This is a genomic window from Aeromonas sp. Marseille-Q7275, assembly GCF_965119515.1.
In genome coordinates this window covers 150790-167022 of sequence record NZ_CBCPLW010000004.1, presented here as the reverse complement: position 1 = coordinate 167022, position 16233 = coordinate 150790, and the positions used below count along the sequence as shown (strand labels likewise).

The 16233-nt window shown below is 63.6% G+C and carries 14 protein-coding genes and 5 tRNA genes; 13 read left to right on the top strand and 6 right to left on the bottom strand.

Features of this window, described 5'->3' with window-relative positions:
- Positions 1–70 precede the first annotated feature (70 nt).
- The 3 genes from purT to ACWPWQ_RS06015 all read left to right on the top strand — a co-directional run bounded on the left by purT (position 71) and on the right by ACWPWQ_RS06015 (position 2394).
- Positions 71–1249 (top strand): formate-dependent phosphoribosylglycinamide formyltransferase, encoded by a 1179-nt coding sequence (gene purT / locus ACWPWQ_RS06025; RefSeq protein ID WP_454009265.1) that lies wholly within the window; start codon positions 71–73, stop codon positions 1247–1249.
- A gap of 128 nt (positions 1250–1377) precedes the next feature.
- Positions 1378–2037 carry a hexitol phosphatase HxpB gene (gene hxpB / locus ACWPWQ_RS06020; protein WP_454009264.1) on the top strand — a complete coding sequence of 220 codons (660 nt, stop codon included), beginning with the start codon at positions 1378–1380 and terminating at the stop codon, positions 2035–2037.
- 153 nt (positions 2038–2190) lie between these two features.
- A complete protein-coding gene (locus ACWPWQ_RS06015) occupies positions 2191–2394 on the top strand; it encodes a CPXCG motif-containing cysteine-rich protein (RefSeq protein WP_342058437.1) in 204 nt (67 codons plus the stop codon).
- A 494-nt stretch (positions 2395–2888) separates the two neighbouring features.
- Here the strand turns inward: ACWPWQ_RS06015 and ACWPWQ_RS06010 are convergent, their stop codons facing one another.
- Positions 2889–3506 carry a riboflavin synthase subunit alpha gene (locus tag ACWPWQ_RS06010; protein ID WP_454009263.1) on the bottom strand — a complete coding sequence of 206 codons (618 nt, stop codon included), beginning with the start codon at positions 3504–3506 and terminating at the stop codon, positions 2889–2891.
- 136 nt (positions 3507–3642) lie between these two features.
- On the opposite strand from ACWPWQ_RS06010, the gene ACWPWQ_RS06005 reads away from it, so the two are divergent.
- From ACWPWQ_RS06005 to ACWPWQ_RS05975, 7 genes are all read left to right on the top strand, one after another.
- Complete coding sequence (locus ACWPWQ_RS06005) at positions 3643–3849, top strand: YaeP family protein (protein ID WP_005324956.1); 207 nt, start codon at positions 3643–3645, stop codon at positions 3847–3849.
- Positions 3850–4000: 151 nt separating this feature from the next.
- A complete protein-coding gene (locus tag ACWPWQ_RS06000) occupies positions 4001–5380 on the top strand; it encodes an MATE family efflux transporter (RefSeq protein ID WP_454009262.1) in 1380 nt (459 codons plus the stop codon).
- A 170-nt stretch (positions 5381–5550) separates the two neighbouring features.
- Positions 5551–5627 (top strand) — tRNA-Val (locus ACWPWQ_RS05995).
- An 11-nt stretch (positions 5628–5638) separates the two neighbouring features.
- Positions 5639–5715: transfer RNA gene (locus ACWPWQ_RS05990), tRNA-Val, on the top strand.
- Positions 5716–5730: 15 nt separating this feature from the next.
- Positions 5731–5807, top strand: a tRNA-Val gene (locus tag ACWPWQ_RS05985).
- A 121-nt stretch (positions 5808–5928) separates the two neighbouring features.
- Positions 5929–6005: transfer RNA gene (locus tag ACWPWQ_RS05980), tRNA-Val, on the top strand.
- A gap of 36 nt (positions 6006–6041) precedes the next feature.
- Positions 6042–6118 (top strand) — tRNA-Val (locus ACWPWQ_RS05975).
- 102 nt (positions 6119–6220) lie between these two features.
- Here the strand turns inward: ACWPWQ_RS05975 and ACWPWQ_RS05970 are convergent.
- Complete coding sequence (locus ACWPWQ_RS05970; RefSeq protein ID WP_454009300.1) at positions 6221–8644, bottom strand: DNA polymerase II; 2424 nt, start codon at positions 8642–8644, stop codon at positions 6221–6223.
- Between the two features lie 194 nt (positions 8645–8838).
- Between ACWPWQ_RS05970 and ACWPWQ_RS05965 the strand changes: the two genes are divergently transcribed.
- The 3 genes from ACWPWQ_RS05965 to ACWPWQ_RS05955 all read left to right on the top strand — a co-directional run bounded on the left by ACWPWQ_RS05965 (position 8839) and on the right by ACWPWQ_RS05955 (position 11178).
- A complete protein-coding gene (locus tag ACWPWQ_RS05965) occupies positions 8839–9333 on the top strand; it encodes a prolyl-tRNA synthetase associated domain-containing protein (protein ID WP_454009261.1) in 495 nt (164 codons plus the stop codon).
- Positions 9334–9605: 272 nt separating this feature from the next.
- Positions 9606–10256, top strand: a complete 651-nt coding sequence (locus ACWPWQ_RS05960) for a hypothetical protein (RefSeq protein WP_454009260.1) — start codon at positions 9606–9608, stop codon at positions 10254–10256.
- A gap of 43 nt (positions 10257–10299) precedes the next feature.
- On the top strand, positions 10300–11178 hold the full coding sequence (locus ACWPWQ_RS05955) for a pirin family protein (RefSeq protein WP_454009259.1): 879 nt from the start codon (positions 10300–10302) through the stop codon (positions 11176–11178).
- Between the two features lie 602 nt (positions 11179–11780).
- Here the strand turns inward: ACWPWQ_RS05955 and ACWPWQ_RS05950 are convergent.
- The 4 genes from ACWPWQ_RS05950 to ACWPWQ_RS05935 all read right to left on the bottom strand — a co-directional run bounded on the left by ACWPWQ_RS05950 (position 11781) and on the right by ACWPWQ_RS05935 (position 16168).
- Entirely contained in the window at positions 11781–12641 is an 861-nt protein-coding gene (locus ACWPWQ_RS05950; protein WP_454009258.1) for a PA4780 family RIO1-like protein kinase, read from the bottom strand.
- Positions 12642–12815: 174 nt separating this feature from the next.
- Positions 12816–13811: an LpxL/LpxP family acyltransferase gene (locus ACWPWQ_RS05945; RefSeq protein WP_454009299.1), complete on the bottom strand. Its 996-nt coding sequence runs from the start codon at positions 13809–13811 to the stop codon at positions 12816–12818.
- A gap of 152 nt (positions 13812–13963) precedes the next feature.
- Positions 13964–14953, bottom strand: coding sequence for a lauroyl-Kdo(2)-lipid IV(A) myristoyltransferase (gene lpxM, locus ACWPWQ_RS05940; RefSeq protein WP_454009257.1), 990 nt, complete (start codon positions 14951–14953; stop codon positions 13964–13966).
- A gap of 225 nt (positions 14954–15178) precedes the next feature.
- A complete protein-coding gene (locus ACWPWQ_RS05935; protein ID WP_202045494.1) occupies positions 15179–16168 on the bottom strand; it encodes a TDT family transporter in 990 nt (329 codons plus the stop codon).
- Between the last annotated feature and the right edge of the window lie 65 nt (positions 16169–16233).

Below are 16233 nucleotides of genomic sequence, written 5' to 3'. Positions count from 1 at the left end.
ACGCCATGCGTGCCTCTTTTTTTACTCACTCGGGTCAGCAACCCTGACCATGGACATCAGGAGAGATCAGATGTTTGGAACCGCCACCCGCCCCGCTGCCACCCGTGCCCTGCTGCTCGGCTCAGGCGAACTCGGCAAGGAAGTCGCCATCGAGCTGCAACGCCTTGGCATCGAAGTGATCGCCGCCGACCGCTACGCCAATGCCCCCGCCATGCAGGTCGCCCACAAAGCCCACGTGCTGGACATGCTCGATGGGGCCGCCCTGCGCGCCCTGGTGGCCGAGGTCAAACCCGACCTCATCATCCCCGAGATCGAAGCCATCGCCACCGATACCCTGGCAGAGCTTGAGCAGGAAGGGGTCAGGGTCGTGCCCAACGCCCGCGCCACCCAGCTCACCATGAACCGGGAGGGGATCCGCCGCCTCGCCGCCGAAGAGCTGGGCCTCCCCACCTCCTCCTACCGCTTCGCCCAGAGCAAGGAGGAGTTCGTCGCCGCCGTCGAGGCCATAGGCCTGCCCTGCGTGGTGAAACCCGTGATGAGCTCCTCCGGCAAGGGCCAGAGCCTGTTGCGCGATCTTGCCAGGCTGGACGAGAGCTGGACCTATGCCCAGGAGGGAGGCCGCGCCGGCCGTGGCAAGGTGATCGTCGAAGGCTTCGTCCCCTTCGAGTACGAGATAACGCTGCTCACTGTGCGCGCCGTGGACGGCATCCACTTCTGCGATCCCATAGGCCATCGTCAGGAAGACGGTGACTACCGCGAATCCTGGCAGCCCCAGGCCATGAGCGAGCTGGCCCTGGCCCGCGCCAGAGAGGTGGCGGCCAAGGTGGTCGAGGCCCTGGGTGGCCATGGCCTGTTCGGGGTCGAGCTCTTCATCAGGGGTGACGAGGTGTGGTTCAGCGAGGTCTCTCCCCGTCCCCACGACACCGGCATGGTGACCCTGATCTCTCAGGATCTCTCCGAATTCGCCCTGCACGTGCGCGCCATCCTGGGGCTGCCGGTAGGCACCATCACCCAGTTCGGGCCGAGCGCCTCCGCCGTGGTGCTGCGGGAAGGCCACAGCCAGAACATCCGCTATCAGGGGATTGGCGAGGCGCTGGCCCTGGTGCCGGGCGCCCAGCTGCGGCTCTTTGGCAAGCCCGAGATCGCCGGTCGCCGCCGTCTCGGGGTGGCGCTGGTCCGTGGGCAAGGGTGCGAAGAGGCGGTGGAGAAGGCCAAGGCAGTCGCCGCCCGGGTCGAGGTGCTCTTCTAGAGCGCTCTCTTTGTCACGTCAAAACAAACGTTTATCTGCGTGATCCGGCGCAAGGGGCAGGCGACTGCCCCTTTTCCCTTGAAGCGCCGGGCTTATAATCCCCCCTTCACCTCTGTCAGGAGTACAAGATGTTAACTGCCGTGATCTTCGATATGGATGGTGTTCTGATCGACTCGGAACCCTTTTGGCAACGGGCCCAGATGGCCGTCTTCTCCGAGCTGGGCCACTTCCACACCGAGGAAGACTGCAACTCCACCATAGGGGTGCGCATCGATCAGCTGGTGGCCCACTGGTATCGCCTGCGTCCCTGGAGCGGCCCAACCCAGGAAGAGGTGGTGCAGCGCATCCTGGATCAGGTGATAGCGCTCATCCTGCAAGAGGGTCAGCCCAAGGCCGGCGTGCTGGAAGCCCTCGACCTCATCGAGGCACAAGGGCTCAAGATCGGGCTCGCTACCTCCTCCCCCTTCACCATGGTGGAGGCAGTGCTCGGCAAGCTCGGCATCCAGGATCGCTTCATGGCGGTCCACTCCGCCGAGGTGGAGCGCTTTGGCAAGCCCCACCCGGATGTCTATATCCACGCCGCCGAGAAGCTAGGCGTCGAACCAGTGCACTGTCTGGCCATCGAGGACAGCTTCACCGGTCTGCTGGCAGCCAAGGCGGCGTCCATGCAGGCGCTGATAGTGCCGGACCCGGCCCTGGTCGGTGATCCCCGTCTCGCCATCGCCGATCACCAGCTATCCTCGCTCGCCGAGCTGGATGCCGACATGCTGGCCCGCTGGGTGGCTTGATTCCACAGGGGCCGGGGGTACGCCGGGTCAGACCTTCAGGGCTCGGCGCAAACCCTGAACCCTGTCATAAACGTGCGCCCGCTCGCGGTTGCGCCGCCTCTTGCCGACTAGAATCAGGGAACAGAGGCGGCCCAAGGGCCCGAGGAGGTCACCATGATCGAGTACACCAGCAAGCGCATCGTCTGCCCCCACTGCGGCCACCACACCCGGGTCGAGCTGGATGCCAGCCAGGGGGATCAGGAGTTCTACGAGGACTGCATGGCCTGTTGCAACCCCATTCACCTGAGGCTGCATAAGGACGAAGCACGCGACTGTCTGCAGCTGTTTGTGGATGCGGACGACGAGCAGATGTTTTGATTGCCTTTCGCTGACCAGGCAAGCGAGGGGGACTGGAGCGACGCCATGCCGCCCCTCCCTGCTTGCCTCTTCCCAGATGCCTGAGTCCCTTAACTGCGCGCCCCATTCCCCCATAAAGAAAAGCCCCTCGGAGAACCTCAAATCATCCTGAAGTTCGCCAAGGGGCCTTGTCGCTTATGTGATGGTTGTCGGCTCATGGATGTGCCAGACACAGGAAGTGTAGGCCCGGTTTCATCCTTCGGCGAACCTCTGACGCTCAGGCTCCGTCAGCCACGGCAGGCCAAGGAGTTGGCTGCCACACTGGGGAAGGCGTTTATCCTCGCATGCCGTTGAGCCCGTCATCTCGACGGGCTTCTTTTTGGCTCAGCCGCAGGAAGATGCGGGGCACTGGCCCATGACGGCATGGATTCTTGCCCTAAGCCCCACCTTGTATTCACGGGAGAAAACAGGGCCCACTGCTGTGGGCCCGGCTTAAAATGGCGAGTCTGGATGGATCAGGCCGGCTGACGCGCCGCCAGCACCCGCTCCACGGTGTCGACGATGGCCTGGGTCTGGGGATCGATCTCGATGTTGGTCTGCCAGCCTGCCTTGACCCAGCCGAGGTTGGTGCGAGCCAGGGTCTCCGGGATCAGGTTGACGCAAAAGGTGTTCTCACGCACCTCACCCACGGTCAGGCTGATGCCGTCGATGCCGATGTAGCCCTTGGTCAGCACATATTTCATGAGCTCGGGGGCGAGGCGGTACCACACCTGGCGATTGTTGGGGGTGTCGATGACAGAGGTCACCTCGGCCGTGCCCATGATGTGGCCGGACATGGCATGGCCGCCGATCTCGTCGCCAAAGCGGGCGGCCCGCTCCACGTTGACCTTGTCCCCGACCGCAAGCGCACCGAGGTTGGTCAGGCGCAGTGTCTCCTGCATCAGATCGAAGCTGACCAGCTCCCCCTCGATGCGGGTGACCGTCAGGCAGCAGCCGTTGTGGGCCACGGAGGCGCCGAGCGCCAGCCCCTCGCCCCAGGCCGGGCTCGGCATGCGGATCACATGGGTGCGAAAGTTGGGCAGCTCTTCGATGGCCACCAGTTCGGCGGTTCCCTGTACTATGCCGGTGAACATGTCTCGTCTCCACGCTGTAATAAAATTGTCGGCAGGTTACCCCCGGCCACAGTGCAAGACAAGGGTGCCGGCTGACAAGGCGGGCCCCGATCGTTATAGTGACCCCATTCAATCCAGGCTTAACGAGGAAACAAAAATGCAGGTATATCAATGCTGTGAAGCCATTCGCATCGCCTACAACCAGATAGGCTCCGGCGAACAGGGCTATGTGCCCCAGGCCATCGCCGCCAGCATACGGGCGCTCAATGCCGTGGCGAGCGACGACAGGGTGCCCGCGGATCTGCGCGAGCAGGCCGCCTACGCCGCCGCCAACCTGCTGATCAGCGATCACGAGGACGCCTGATCCCGGGTAGAAATGCACCGCCAACCTTCCCCGTTGGCGGATTTTCAGGCTAGAATGACACCCCCGCGTTTTGTCTCCTCCCGGCAGGAGATAAAAGCCCCTCTCATTTACCCGTTCTTTTCTCTTTTATCTGATCCACTCGGAGGTGTCAGTGCAACGTTATTGGACCGAGGCGAAGCAACTCGTTCGTCTAGCCAGCCCCATACTGGTGGCCCAGGTGGCCCAGATCGCCATGAACTTCGTCGATACTGTGATGGCGGGTCAGGTCAGCGCCGTGGATCTCGCCGCCGTGTCGGTGGCCTCCAGCTTCTGGCTGCCGATCATCTTGCTGGTGCAGGGCATCATCATGGCGCTCACCCCCATCGTTTCCCAGCTCAACGGGGCCCGTAAACGGGACGAGATCCGCCCGGCCGTGCACCAGGGCTTCTGGCTGGCGCTGATGGTGACCCCCATCGCCATGCTGGCGCTCTACTTCAGCCCGCTGGCGCTGCAGTTCATGGACGTGGATCCCGTGATGGCGGAGAAGACCGCCGGTTACCTGCACGCCATCCTGTGGGGCCTGCCCGCCTTCGTGCTGTTCCAGGTGCTGCGCAACTTCAGCGAGGGACTCTCCCACACCATGCCCACCATGGTGATCGGCTTCGTGGGGCTGGCGGTCAACATCCCCGCGAACTACATCTTCATCCACGGCCACTTCGGCATGCCCAAACTCGGCGGGGTCGGCTGCGGCGTGGCCACCGCCATCGTGCTCTGGGCCATGCTGCTGGCGATGATCGCCTACGTGAAGCTCTCCCCCCACTTCAAGAAGATCAACCTGTTCGCCCAGCTGGCGCGCCCCAACGGCAGCCGGATCTGGCGCCTGTTTCGCTTAGGCTTCCCCATCGCCATGGCCATCTTCTGCGAGGTGACCCTGTTCACCGTGGTGGCCCTGATGCTGGCCCCCTTCGGCGCCGAGACGGTGGCGAGCCACCAGATAGCGCTCAACTTCTCCAGCCTGGTGTTTATGCTGCCCCTCTCCATTGGCGTCGGCGTGACCATCAGAGTCGGCCACAGCATAGGGGAAGGTCAGCCGGATCAGGCCCGGGTCGCCGCCCGCACCGGCCTGATGCTGGGCATGGGGGTGGCCGCCGCCACCGCCGCCCTCACCGTGCTGCTGCGCGAGCCCATCGCGGGGATCTACACCGATGATCTCCAGGTGATCACCCTCGCGGCTACCTTGTTGTTCTTCGCCGCCATCTACCAGATCTCCGACTCGGTGCAGGTGGTGGCCGCCGCCGCCCTGCGCGGCTACAAGGACACCCAGGCGATCTTCTACATCACCATAGTCGCCTACTGGGGCATGGGGCTGCCCACCGGCATGATCCTGGGACTGACCGACTGGGTGGTGCCACGCATGGGGCCCCAGGGCTTCTGGGTCGGCTTCATCGTCGGGTTGACCGGCGCCGCCCTGATGCTGGGGGCGCGGCTGCGTCTCATCTATGGCCGCTTCGCGAGCCCCGAGGCCTGCACCACGCTTTCCCGGGCCCAATAAAGGGCACCACGACGCCGCTCAATGGCGCGGCTCGCCTGCAAAATCAACAGGCTGCGCAAGAACTGGGCAAACAGTCTCCTTTGTGCATGTCCCTTGTTGACAGCCTTTGGGGGCATGGGTAGTATGCCGACCACGCAAGCGACGTCGTGTTCGCTTGCGTGATGAAAAGCGGGTTTATAGCTCAGTTGGTTAGAGCACTACCTTGACATGGTAGGGGTCGTTGGTTCGAATCCAATTAAACCCACCACTTTTCGCGATGCGTCCTTAGCTCAGCTGGTTAGAGCACCACCTTGACATGGTGGGGGTCGGTGGTTCGAATCCACTAGGACGCACCATCACGACACTGTTATGCGTCCTTAGCTCAGCTGGTTAGAGCATCACCTTGACATGGTGGGGGTCGGTGGTTCGAATCCACTAGGACGCACCATAACAGTTTGAATAAATTGCAGATGCAAATTTGATGTGGGTTTATAGCTCAGTTGGTTAGAACAGTACTTTGACATGGCGTAGGTGATGTCGTTGGTTCGAATCCAGTTGAACACAGATGTGGGTTTATAGCTCAGTTGGTTAGAGCACTACCTTGACATGGTAGGGGTCGTTGGTTCGAATCCAATTAAACCCACCACTCCCCTGCAAAAGAAAAAGCCGCATTGCGCACCCTGCGTCCTTAGCTCAGCTGGTTAGAGCATCACCTTGACATGGTGGGGGTCGGTGGTTCGAATCCACTAGGACGCACCAAATCGGAAAAGCCCGCTCCTTGAGCGGGCTTTTTGCATTCTGACGTTGCCCTGCCCTCCGGTCATCCTGACCCGGCTCAGCCCGACTGCGGGGACTGGCTCGCTAGAAGAGATCCAGCTGCTGGCCGCAGATCCGGTCGAACGACTCGCCGATGAAGGGGAGGATGGCGTCGGCGATGGGCCTGAGCTGCTTGTCGATGTAGTGCTCGTAGTCGATGGCGCTGCGCCTGTACTCCAGCGGCTCGGGGCCGTTCAGGGTCATCAGATAGGCGATGGTGCCCCTGTGCTGATAGCGCTGGGGCAGGCCGCGGCGCAGGTTCTCCTCGTCCGCCAGGCGCGCCGCCCGCACATGGGGGGGCACGTTCTTCTGGTACTCCTCGAGTTTTTGGCGCAGCCGCTTGCGGTAGATGAGCAGTTCGTCGTGCAAGCCGGCCCGGGTCTCGTCCACCATGGTGCGCAGATAGCCGCTGGGATCTTCATCGTGAAACACCAGCTCATAGAGGCGGGTCTGAAACTGCTTGGCCAGCATGGTCCAGTCGGTGCGCACAGATTCGAGCCCCTTGAACACCAGCTGCTCACTCCCCTCCTGCCCCTCGCCGCCGACCAGGCCGGCATACCGTTTCTTGCTCCCCTTCTCCAGCCCGCGGATGGTGGGCATCAGGAAGCGGCGGTAGTGGGTCTCGTATTCGATCTCGAGATAACAGGGCAGATCGAATTCGCGCCTGATCAGCGCCGTCCAGTTGTCGTTGATCATGGTGGCCAGCTCGCGGCCTGTCTGTTCGGCCTGCTGCGGGCTGGTCTCCCTGTTCAGGTGAACGAAGGTGGAGTCGGTGTCGCCATAGATCACCTCGAACCCCTTGGCCTCTATCCACTCCCGGGTCTGCTGCATGATGCTGTGACCGCGCAGGGTGATGGATGACGCCAGCCTGGGATCGTAGAAGCGGCAGCCCCCCGAGCCCAGCACGCCGTAGAAGGAGTTCATGATGATCTTGATGGCCTGGGAGAGCGCCTTGTTGCTGGCCGCCTTGGCCCTATCCCGCGCCGCCCACAGGGTGGCGATGAGATCCGGCAGGAAGTGCCGGCTGCGGGAGAAGAGGGCGCCGCGAAAGCCGGGAATGGCCTGATCCGGGTGCTGCAACCCCTCCACCAGTCCCATGGGATCGATGCAGAAGGTGCGGATGATGCTGGGATACAGGCTCTTGAAGTCGAGCACCAGCACGTGGCGATAGAGGCCGGGCTTGGAGTCCATCACATAGCCACCCGGGCTCGCCAGCCCGCCATCGGCAGGCAGATTGGGGGCCACGTAGCCGCCGCGATGCAGCCGCGGCAGGTAGAGGTTGGTAAAGGCGGCCACAGATCCCCCCACCCTGTCGAGTTCCAGCCCGGTGAGGGAGGCTCGCTCTATGGCGAAGGGGATGAGGTGGCAGTAGTCGAAGATCTCCCACACCAGCTTGCAATCTTCCAGGTTGTAGCGGGCCAGCGCCTCCTTGTCGGAGTGGAACAGCTCGGTGATCTTCTCCCCCCGGTTTGCCACGTCCTCGATATCCTTGCCGCGGCCGAGCAACTCGCTCGCCACTGCGTCCAGGCTGTAGCTGGCAAACTGCCAGGTGGCGCTCTTGAGGGTGTCGATGCCATCGAGCACCATGCGCCCCGGGATGATGACGTTGCCGGTCTGGGGATCCCCCCGCGACGAGCGCCAGAAGCAGAGCTCGCGCCCTCGCCCCAGCCGCAGACGGCGCTTGCCCAGCTCGGCGCGGCGCAGCAGCAGGCGAAAGTCGAAGTTCACCACGTTCCAGCCGATCACCAGATCCGGGTCGTGCCGTTGGAACCAGATCTCCAGCGCGCCGAGCAGGGCATTCTCGTCCGCCACCCACTCGACCTGGGTACCCCAGCTGTCGGCATCCGCCTCCGGGGTGCCTATCATGATGACCCGCGCATCCTCAAGGCTGTAGAGCCCCACCGAGAAGAGCGCCCCGTCCATGGCGCACTCCACGTCGAGCGATACCCAGGAGAGGGTCGGCGTCACCGCCTGGGGCGCGCAGCGCGCCTCGTTCACCTCCCAGTAGCCCTGCCTGCCCCCCTTCTTCACCGCCCGGCCATCGAAGCGCACGCCCGCGGTGATGAAGCGCTCCATCAGGAAGCGCTCCGGCAGCCGGATATCCGCCTCGAAGTGCTCCAGTCCACGAATGAGCAGCAGCTCGATGGCCCGGTGAAAGGCGCTCAGGGTGGCAAAATAGCAGCCCACCACAGGGCGGCCATCGAAGGTGTGCATGGGCAGGCGGCGAAACCGCCCCCTCACCCCGGCGCCCTTGAACAACTCGGCGGCTTCGGCCATGTGGCTCTGTGGCAGGAAGAAGACCGGCTCCTGCCCCGGCACCACCAGCCGCACCGGCCCCTGGGCGCTCCAGAGCCACATCACGATTTCGGTCGTGGCAGCCTGCCCGTTGCGGCCCTGCACGTCCCGACCGTGGCGGGTCAGGATAAAGCCGTCAAGGGGCGGGGTGGCGGGAACGGGGGCTGGTCGCAGTCATGAAGAAGTAGGGGTCGGCCTTGGGATGGGACTATTGTACGTTCATACGGTGCCTGCTCGCAATCGTCACGCCAGGCTGCGGGGTGGCATCCACACTGGTAAGCTCGATCCCGTCGTCATTCCCATCAACCCTTTTATTACCGCGCTTCTTTATTACTGCGCGTCGCCGACGAAAGACAAAAGGAGTCACTGTGGCAATCTATTCCCTGCTGGATCGGCTCGCCATCCCCTACCAGCGTATCGATCACCCCCCCGTTTTCACCTGCGAGGAGGCGAGCAGGCTGCTGCCCGACCTGCCCGCCGCCAAGACCAAGAACCTCTTTTTGCGCGATCCGAAAAGCGAGCGGCTGTTTCTGGTGGTGAGTCCGGAGGAGAGCCGGGTCGATCTCAAGGCGCTGGCGGCACGGCTCGGGGTCAAGCGGCTGAGTTTTGGCTCCCCCGCACGGCTCGAGGCCGTGCTCGGCCTCACCCCGGGTTCGGTCACCCTGCTCGCCATGGTGCGCGATAGCGAACATGTCGTGGAGCTGGTGGTGGACGAACGTATCTGGCAGGCCGAGCAGGTGCAGTGCCATCCGCTGGTCAATACCGCCACCCTGATCATCCGCCTCGACGATGTGCGTCGTCTGCTGACCCATCTGGGCCGAGAGGCCTGCGTCATGGCATTGCCGAGCGTGGCAGCCGATTAGATGGCCGGCACCGCCCTCAAGATGCAGCACCCACCAGCGCCGACCCGTTTCGAATGCCACCTGGCGCCGTCATCTGGTCGAGTGTGCCGAGGCGGGATAGCAGCTCTATCCGGCCCCAGGGCGCTCCAGAGTCACATCGCGATGTCGGTCGTGACGGCGTGCCCCTTGCGGCCCGGCGCCTTATGGGGGTCGAGTCTGCCATCCGGGGCCGGATTGGTGCATAGTCAGGTTATCATCCGTCCATTGCGTCCTTTCATGGCACCGGGAGCATCATGCGCATCGCCCTCCTCATTCCCCTGCTGGCCCTGGGCCTTGCAGGCTGCAGCAACACCTCCTCGTCAGGCGGCGATGCGGGGGCCGGCACTGGTGGCGTCTATGGCGCCTCTTACTGGTGGTATGACGACTATTACGGCTATTGGGATGACTACTATCCCTGGTGCTGCGACAACCAGGGGGAGTTCGACGAGCTGATCAAGAAGTGGTGGAGCGGGCTCGATCCGGAGCGCCAGCAAGAGATCAAGGAGAAGTATCAGGATTGGCAGGAGAACCCTGGCCAGCCAGACGTGGCCGCCCTGCGGGGAGATCTGGCGACCCGCTGGAATGCCATGTCGCCGGAGCAGCAACAGGCCCTGCGTGACAACCGACAGAACCGACCCAGCATCAGCAACCCGGACAAGGGCCCGCGCTCGGTGCTGGACGACAGAGGCGGCACTCTCCCCAGGGCCGAGAACGGCCTGCTGGCCCCCGGGGCGCTGCCCAAGGCCGACAGCGGTTTGCTGACACCCTCCACTCAGCCCAGGGTGGATGCCAGACCCCACCTCCCCCGCACCATGACCACGCCGGTGCGCCCCCCCACCGTCAGACCGGCGATAAGACCCGGCTGCACCCCCATGAGAAGCTTCCCGGCGATCCGCCGCCGTTAGGGCGAAAGCCCGTACGCCATCAACCCATTGCAAGGAGCACGACATGACGCAACAGTGGCAACGCATTTCCTCCCGCCTCACCGACGTGGGCGGGATCCCGGTGGCCCGCGCCCTCCCGGTCAAGGAGCGGCGCACCATAGGGCCCTGGTGCTTTCTCGATCACATAGGGCCGACCCGCTTCGCCCCCGGCGCCCCCGGGCTGGACGTGGGGCCCCATCCCCATATCGCCCTGCAGACCTTCACCTGGATGCTGGCGGGGGAAATCCTCCACCGGGACAGCCTCGGCAGCGAGCAGGTGATCCGCCCGGGCCAGGTCAACCTGATGACGGCAGGACAGGGCATAGCCCACACCGAAGAGTCGGTGGCGGGCCACCCCGACTTGCACGCCGCCCAGCTCTGGATTGCACTGCCAGAGCGCGATCAGGACACCCGGCCCCGCTTTGATCACTACCCTGAACTGCCGCGCTGGCAGGAGAGCGAGACCACCCTGACCCTGCTCATCGGCGAGCATGCCGGGCGCCGGGCCCCCACCCTGCACTTCTCCCCTATCCTCGGGCTGGACTTGCACTCGCCCCAAGGCGGGCACATGGTGCTGCCGCTGGACCCGGCCTTCGAGCACGGGCTCTTCCCCTTGCAGGGAGAGGCGATCATAGCAGGGGAAGCGCTCGCCCCCGAGCAGCTCCTCTATCTGCCGCCTGGCACCCGGGAGCTGGCGGTGACACTCAATCCTGGCACCCGCCTGCTGCTCATCGGCGGCGAGCCCCTGGCCAAGCCGCTGCAGATCTGGTGGAATTTCGTCGGCTTTGACAGAGAGGCCATTCGCACCGCCGCCGCGGATTGGGAGAGCGGCGCCCCCCGCTTCGGCGAGGTGGTGGGTTACGTTGGGCCGCGCCTAGTCGCTCCGCCCCTTGCCGGGCTCTGAGCCCGACAAGACAGACTTACCGTAACGGCACATATCGAATCGAGAGCTGCCTGCAGAGCTGCCAGGGGGGGAATCGATCGTTTCAACACGGCCGGTAGCGGGCGTTCTTGGTGAGCAGCAAGGATTGTTTATGGATTTATCACCCTTCTATCACGCCAGCGCAGCTGTCTGCGTCCAGATACTGATCGGATACCGCTTTGGGCACTGGGGATATGGCGGCCTCATGGGGTGTATATGGTTTGTCGCACGAGAGCAGACACAGGCAGAATATAGATGGATAGCGCTGTTCGGGCAGGGGCGAAGGATCAACATGCCTTGGTGGGGAGGATTCGATCCCAGCGTCTGGGAACTGGGGAGTGTGCTGGATTTTCTGGTGCCGATCGCCGTGTGTACACTGGTGTTTGTGGTTGCACGCCGAACCAGCAGGCAGACTTGCGGATCCGGCTTGTGAAGTGGCAGCCATGTTCCCGGCTGATCCACCACTTAAACAAAGAGGGGCACATAGCCCCTCTCGTCATTGCAACCCCTTTGCACTACCAGCCTGATAGAGGTCGGTGCCCTGACACAGGGAAAGGAGACAGGAGGCGCGCCTCAAGTGCGCATCAGAACTCCTCTTCCTGCTCCGCCTTCATGCGGGCGCGACGGGCCATGGCCTCTTCCTGGGCACTCTCGATCTCGTGCAGCACCCCGTCCAGATCGATGACCTCGGCACTCTCCTCGAACAGGCCGGTCAGCTCGGTTTCCGGGCCGAGTTTGCCATCTTCGAACAGGGCCCACATCTCCCTGGCATAACGGGTCTTGAGCAGCTCGGGGGCATAGATGCCGTAGTAGTTGCGCATGTTGTTGACGTCCCGCTCCAGCATGGCCCTGGCCTGGTTGTTGGCGGCGGCATTCACCACCTGGGGCAGATCGATGATGACGGGCCCCTGCTCGTCTACCAGCACGTTGAACTCGGAGAGATCCCCGTGGATGAGGCCGGCGCAGAGCATGCGCACCACGTAGCGGATCACCTTGCCGTGATCGATGAGGGCCTGCTCGGGCGAGAGCGCCACGTCGTTGAGGCGGGGTGCGACGTTGCCGTCGGCGTCCGTGATGAGCTCCATCAGGAGCACGCCGTCCAGGCAGACATAGGGGGTGGGCACCCGCACGCCGGCAGCGGCAAGCTTGAACAGGGCATCCACCTCGGTGTTCTGCCACACCTCTTCGTGCTGCTTGCGACCGTACTTGGAGCCCTTCTCCATGGCGCGGGCATCGCGGCTGCCCCGCACCTTGCGCCCTTCCTGATAGACCACGGCCTGCTTGAAGCTGCGCTTGGAGGCTTCTTTGTAGACTTTGGCGCAGCGGATCTCGTCGCCGCAGCGCACCACATAGACGTCGGCTTCTTTGCCGCTCATCAGCCGGCTGATGACATCGTCGACCAGGCCGTCATCAACCAGAGGTTGGATTCGATTTGGAATTTTCATGACCGCCCTTTTACCTTATTTGCACCTTGTTTGCACCTTGTTTGCGCGTGGCGGGAGGCCAGACAGGGCCCCGCTTTGCTCCCCCATCTGCCCCTTGCCGGGGGTGGCCTGGTGTGCCCCGCGCCAGCCGCCTCTCCCTGGCTCTCACAACAACCCGCAAGCAGGCCCTGTCCATCAAGGCTCGGGGGGCAGCCCCTGGCGGATGCGCCGGATCCCCTCCTCGTAGAGGCCATCCTCCCCTTCGTTATCCGCCTGGGTCTCGAAAATCTTGAGAAACCACATGTACTGCTCGGGGAAGCGGCCGAGCTGCTGCTCCACGGTGCGGTTCATGGCGTTGACGTCCGCCTCCAGATCCGCGGTGGGATAAGGGTCGAACGGCGGCTCCACCTCGAGCCGGTAGCAGCCCAGATCCTCGTCATAGCAGGCCAGGATGGGCACCGCCCGGGCGCCGGTCAGCTTGACCAGCTTGGGCAGGGCCGGCAGGGTCGCCTTGGGGTGGCCGAAGAAGGGCACGAAGATGCTCGCCTCCCGGCCGTGATCCTGATCCGGCAGATAGAAGAAGCTGCCGCCGCTGCGCAGGGCCTTGATGGCCGGTTTGATGCCGACGCTGCGCTCATAGACACGCCCGCCCTTGCTGCGCTCGCGGTTGATGTACCAGTCGAACACCGCATCCTTGGGGCTCTTCATCATGGTGCACAGGGGCACCCCCTCATCGGTCAGGTAGCGGCCTATCATGTCCACCGCCCAGGTGTGGGGCACCACGAAGATCATGGGGCGCCCGGCGGCCAGCTCCGCCGCTATATGCTCCCAGCCACGCACCTTGATGCGCCCTTTCAGGAAGGCAGGACTGCGCCAGGTGAGCTCGCCAAAGCCCATGAAGGTCTTGAGGCCGACCCGGATGGATTTGAGCAACAGCCGCTCGCGCCCGGCCGCGTCAAGGGCGGGGAAGCAGATCTTGAGGTTGGTCTCGGCGATGTAGGCCTGCTTCCTGGAGAAGCGCAGCAACAGGGGGGCCAGGGCATCGGCCAGCTTGTCTCTGTACCTGGCCGGGATCCAGGCCAGCAGGGAGAGCAGGGCAAGCGCCAGCCAGCTGCCCCACAGACGGGGGTGCAGCAGACGCAGATGAAAGGAGGTGTCAAACACCGGATCTTGTGCGGACATGGTCGCCATCGAATCATCAAAACAGACCGTCATTTTAGTGATCCTGACAATTTTTTCTACCCGGTATCCCCCAAGCGGGGTTTCCAAGTCACTGATCCGACTAGTTAGAAATAAAAAGTGGCCCATATGGAGCCACTTATGAATGCGCATCAAGCTGCGGTTCAGGAATGAGGGCTGAGTCCCTTGCGGATGCGACGTATCCCCTCTTCGTAGAGGCCGTCTTCCCCCTCCTGATCCTCGCGGGTATCGAAGATCTTGAGGAACCACATGTACTGGCCCGGGTGACGGGTCAGCTGCCGCTCCACGCAGTCGTTCATGCGGCAGGTGTCGGCCACCAGATCATCGCTCGGGTAGTCGGCGAAGGGGGCCTCTATCTCCAGCCGGTAGCAGTGCGCCGCCTCGTCATAGCAGGCCAGCACCGGCACGGCGCGGGCACCGGTCAGCTTGACCAGCCGTGGCAGGGCCGGCAGGGTCGCCTTGGGATGCTGGAAGAAGGGCACGAACAGGCTCGCCTCGCGACCATGATCCTGATCCGGCAGGTAGAAGAAGCTCAGGCCGGACTTCACCGCCTTGATCACCGGCTTGATGCCGGCGCTGCGCTCATAGACGCGGCAGCCATTCTTGGCCCGCTCGCGGTTGATGTGCCAGTCGAACACAGGGTTGCGGGCGCTCTTCATCATGGTGCACATGGGCAGGCCCCGCTGGGAGAAGTAGTAGCCCGCCGCATCGATGGGCCAGCTGTGGGGCACCACCAGGATCACCGGGCGGCCGGCGGCTTGCTCGGCCTCGATGTGCTCCCATCCGCTCACCTGGATGCGCTTCATCAGGTACTCGGGGCTGCGCACCGTGAACTCGCCAAACCCCAGCAGGCTCTTGAGGCCGACCCGGATCGAGGTCATCAGTATGGCGTCCCGCTCTGCCTCGCTCAGCGCCTTGAAGCAGATGGCGAGGTTGGTTCTGGCGATATAGACCTGCTTTTTCGAGATCTTGAGCACCAGGGGCGCCAGGGCGTCCGCCAGCTTGTCGCGCCAACGGGGCGGCACATAGGCGAGCACGCCGAGCACGCCGAGGGCAAGCCAGCTAACCCAGTAACGCGGGTGCAGCAAACGGGTCTGGAACGCGGAGTCAAACACGGGATCTTGGGAGGACATGGGTACTATCAAAAGGTAGAAGTGGGCAATTGCGGCAATCCTGACAGGTATTACCAGTTAAAGCTAACTTAATGTCACCTGAATCAGTGACAATTTGAGCCTTTTCACGGATTGACAGCGCCCCCTGACACCCGGGCTGTGCCCCCTACTCACCCCTTGTCCCCATCCCGGATGCAGCAGACCCCGCCTGGCGGGGTCTGCTCTTGGTCGAGACGGGTTGCGATCCTAGCGGCGCAGGGGCTGCTGAGGCTGCTCCCGCATGCCGATCTGGCCCAGCGGCAGGAAGAACATCAGGTAGCGCAGCGCCACATAACCGACGATCAGGGTCGCCGCACCGAGTTCCAGATAGGCCAGCTGATTGATCTGCGCCGCATAGTGGGCCGCCTCTGGCCACTGCGACAGCAGCTGACCCACCTTAAACAGGGCGGTGGCGCCGATCACCAGGGGGAAGGTGAAGGCGGCATAACCTGGCGAGAACGGCAGGCGCAGCAGCTTGATGAAGGCCAGGTAGATGATGCCTGTCATCAGCACGGCTATCCCCAGCAGCACGGCCACCAGCAGCAGGGAGGGATCCTGGCTCACGGTCAGGTAGCCGGCCAGCGACAGGCTGGCAGGAGCCGCCAGGATGGCGATGGTGGGCTTGGCGGCATCCGGCACCTCGTGACTGAAGATGAGGCGATAGAGCATCAGCGGCAGCATCAGGCCGTAGCAGGCCATGCCGAACCAGAGCAGGCCATTGGCCAGGGCCGCGAAGGGGCCGCCCGGATAGGCGACGTCGGCCACTATGATCCCCACCGGCGGCACGAACCAGCTCGGCACCATGTGGTGAATTTCAAACGCCTTGGCCCTGTGCCAGACGAAGGTGGCGAGGAACACCAGGTGAATGGCCACCGCAAACAGCCAGAGCCCCTGCCCCAGGGTCGGGGCCAGCAGCCCCACCGCCTTGGAGACCACCATGGTCCCCATGGCATAGGTGGGCACCACGCTGCCCACCACGGGGTGGGCGAGATCCTGCCACAGCAGACGCGGGTGCAGCAGGAACTTGAAGGTGAGGACGAGGAGCAGCACGGCGGCGATGGCGGCCCCCAGCAGTTGCAGGCGGCCATCGAACTGACCGGCATTTTCCCAACACCAGCCGAGGCTGGCGATCCCGAGAGCCAGCCCGGCCATGGGGGTCGGGGCGGCGGCAAGGGAGCGACGGGTGCGTGCGATCATGAGTGGTACCCTCTTGTTGATGACGATGTGTATAGGATAAAGAGGGTCTATCGTTTACGATATCT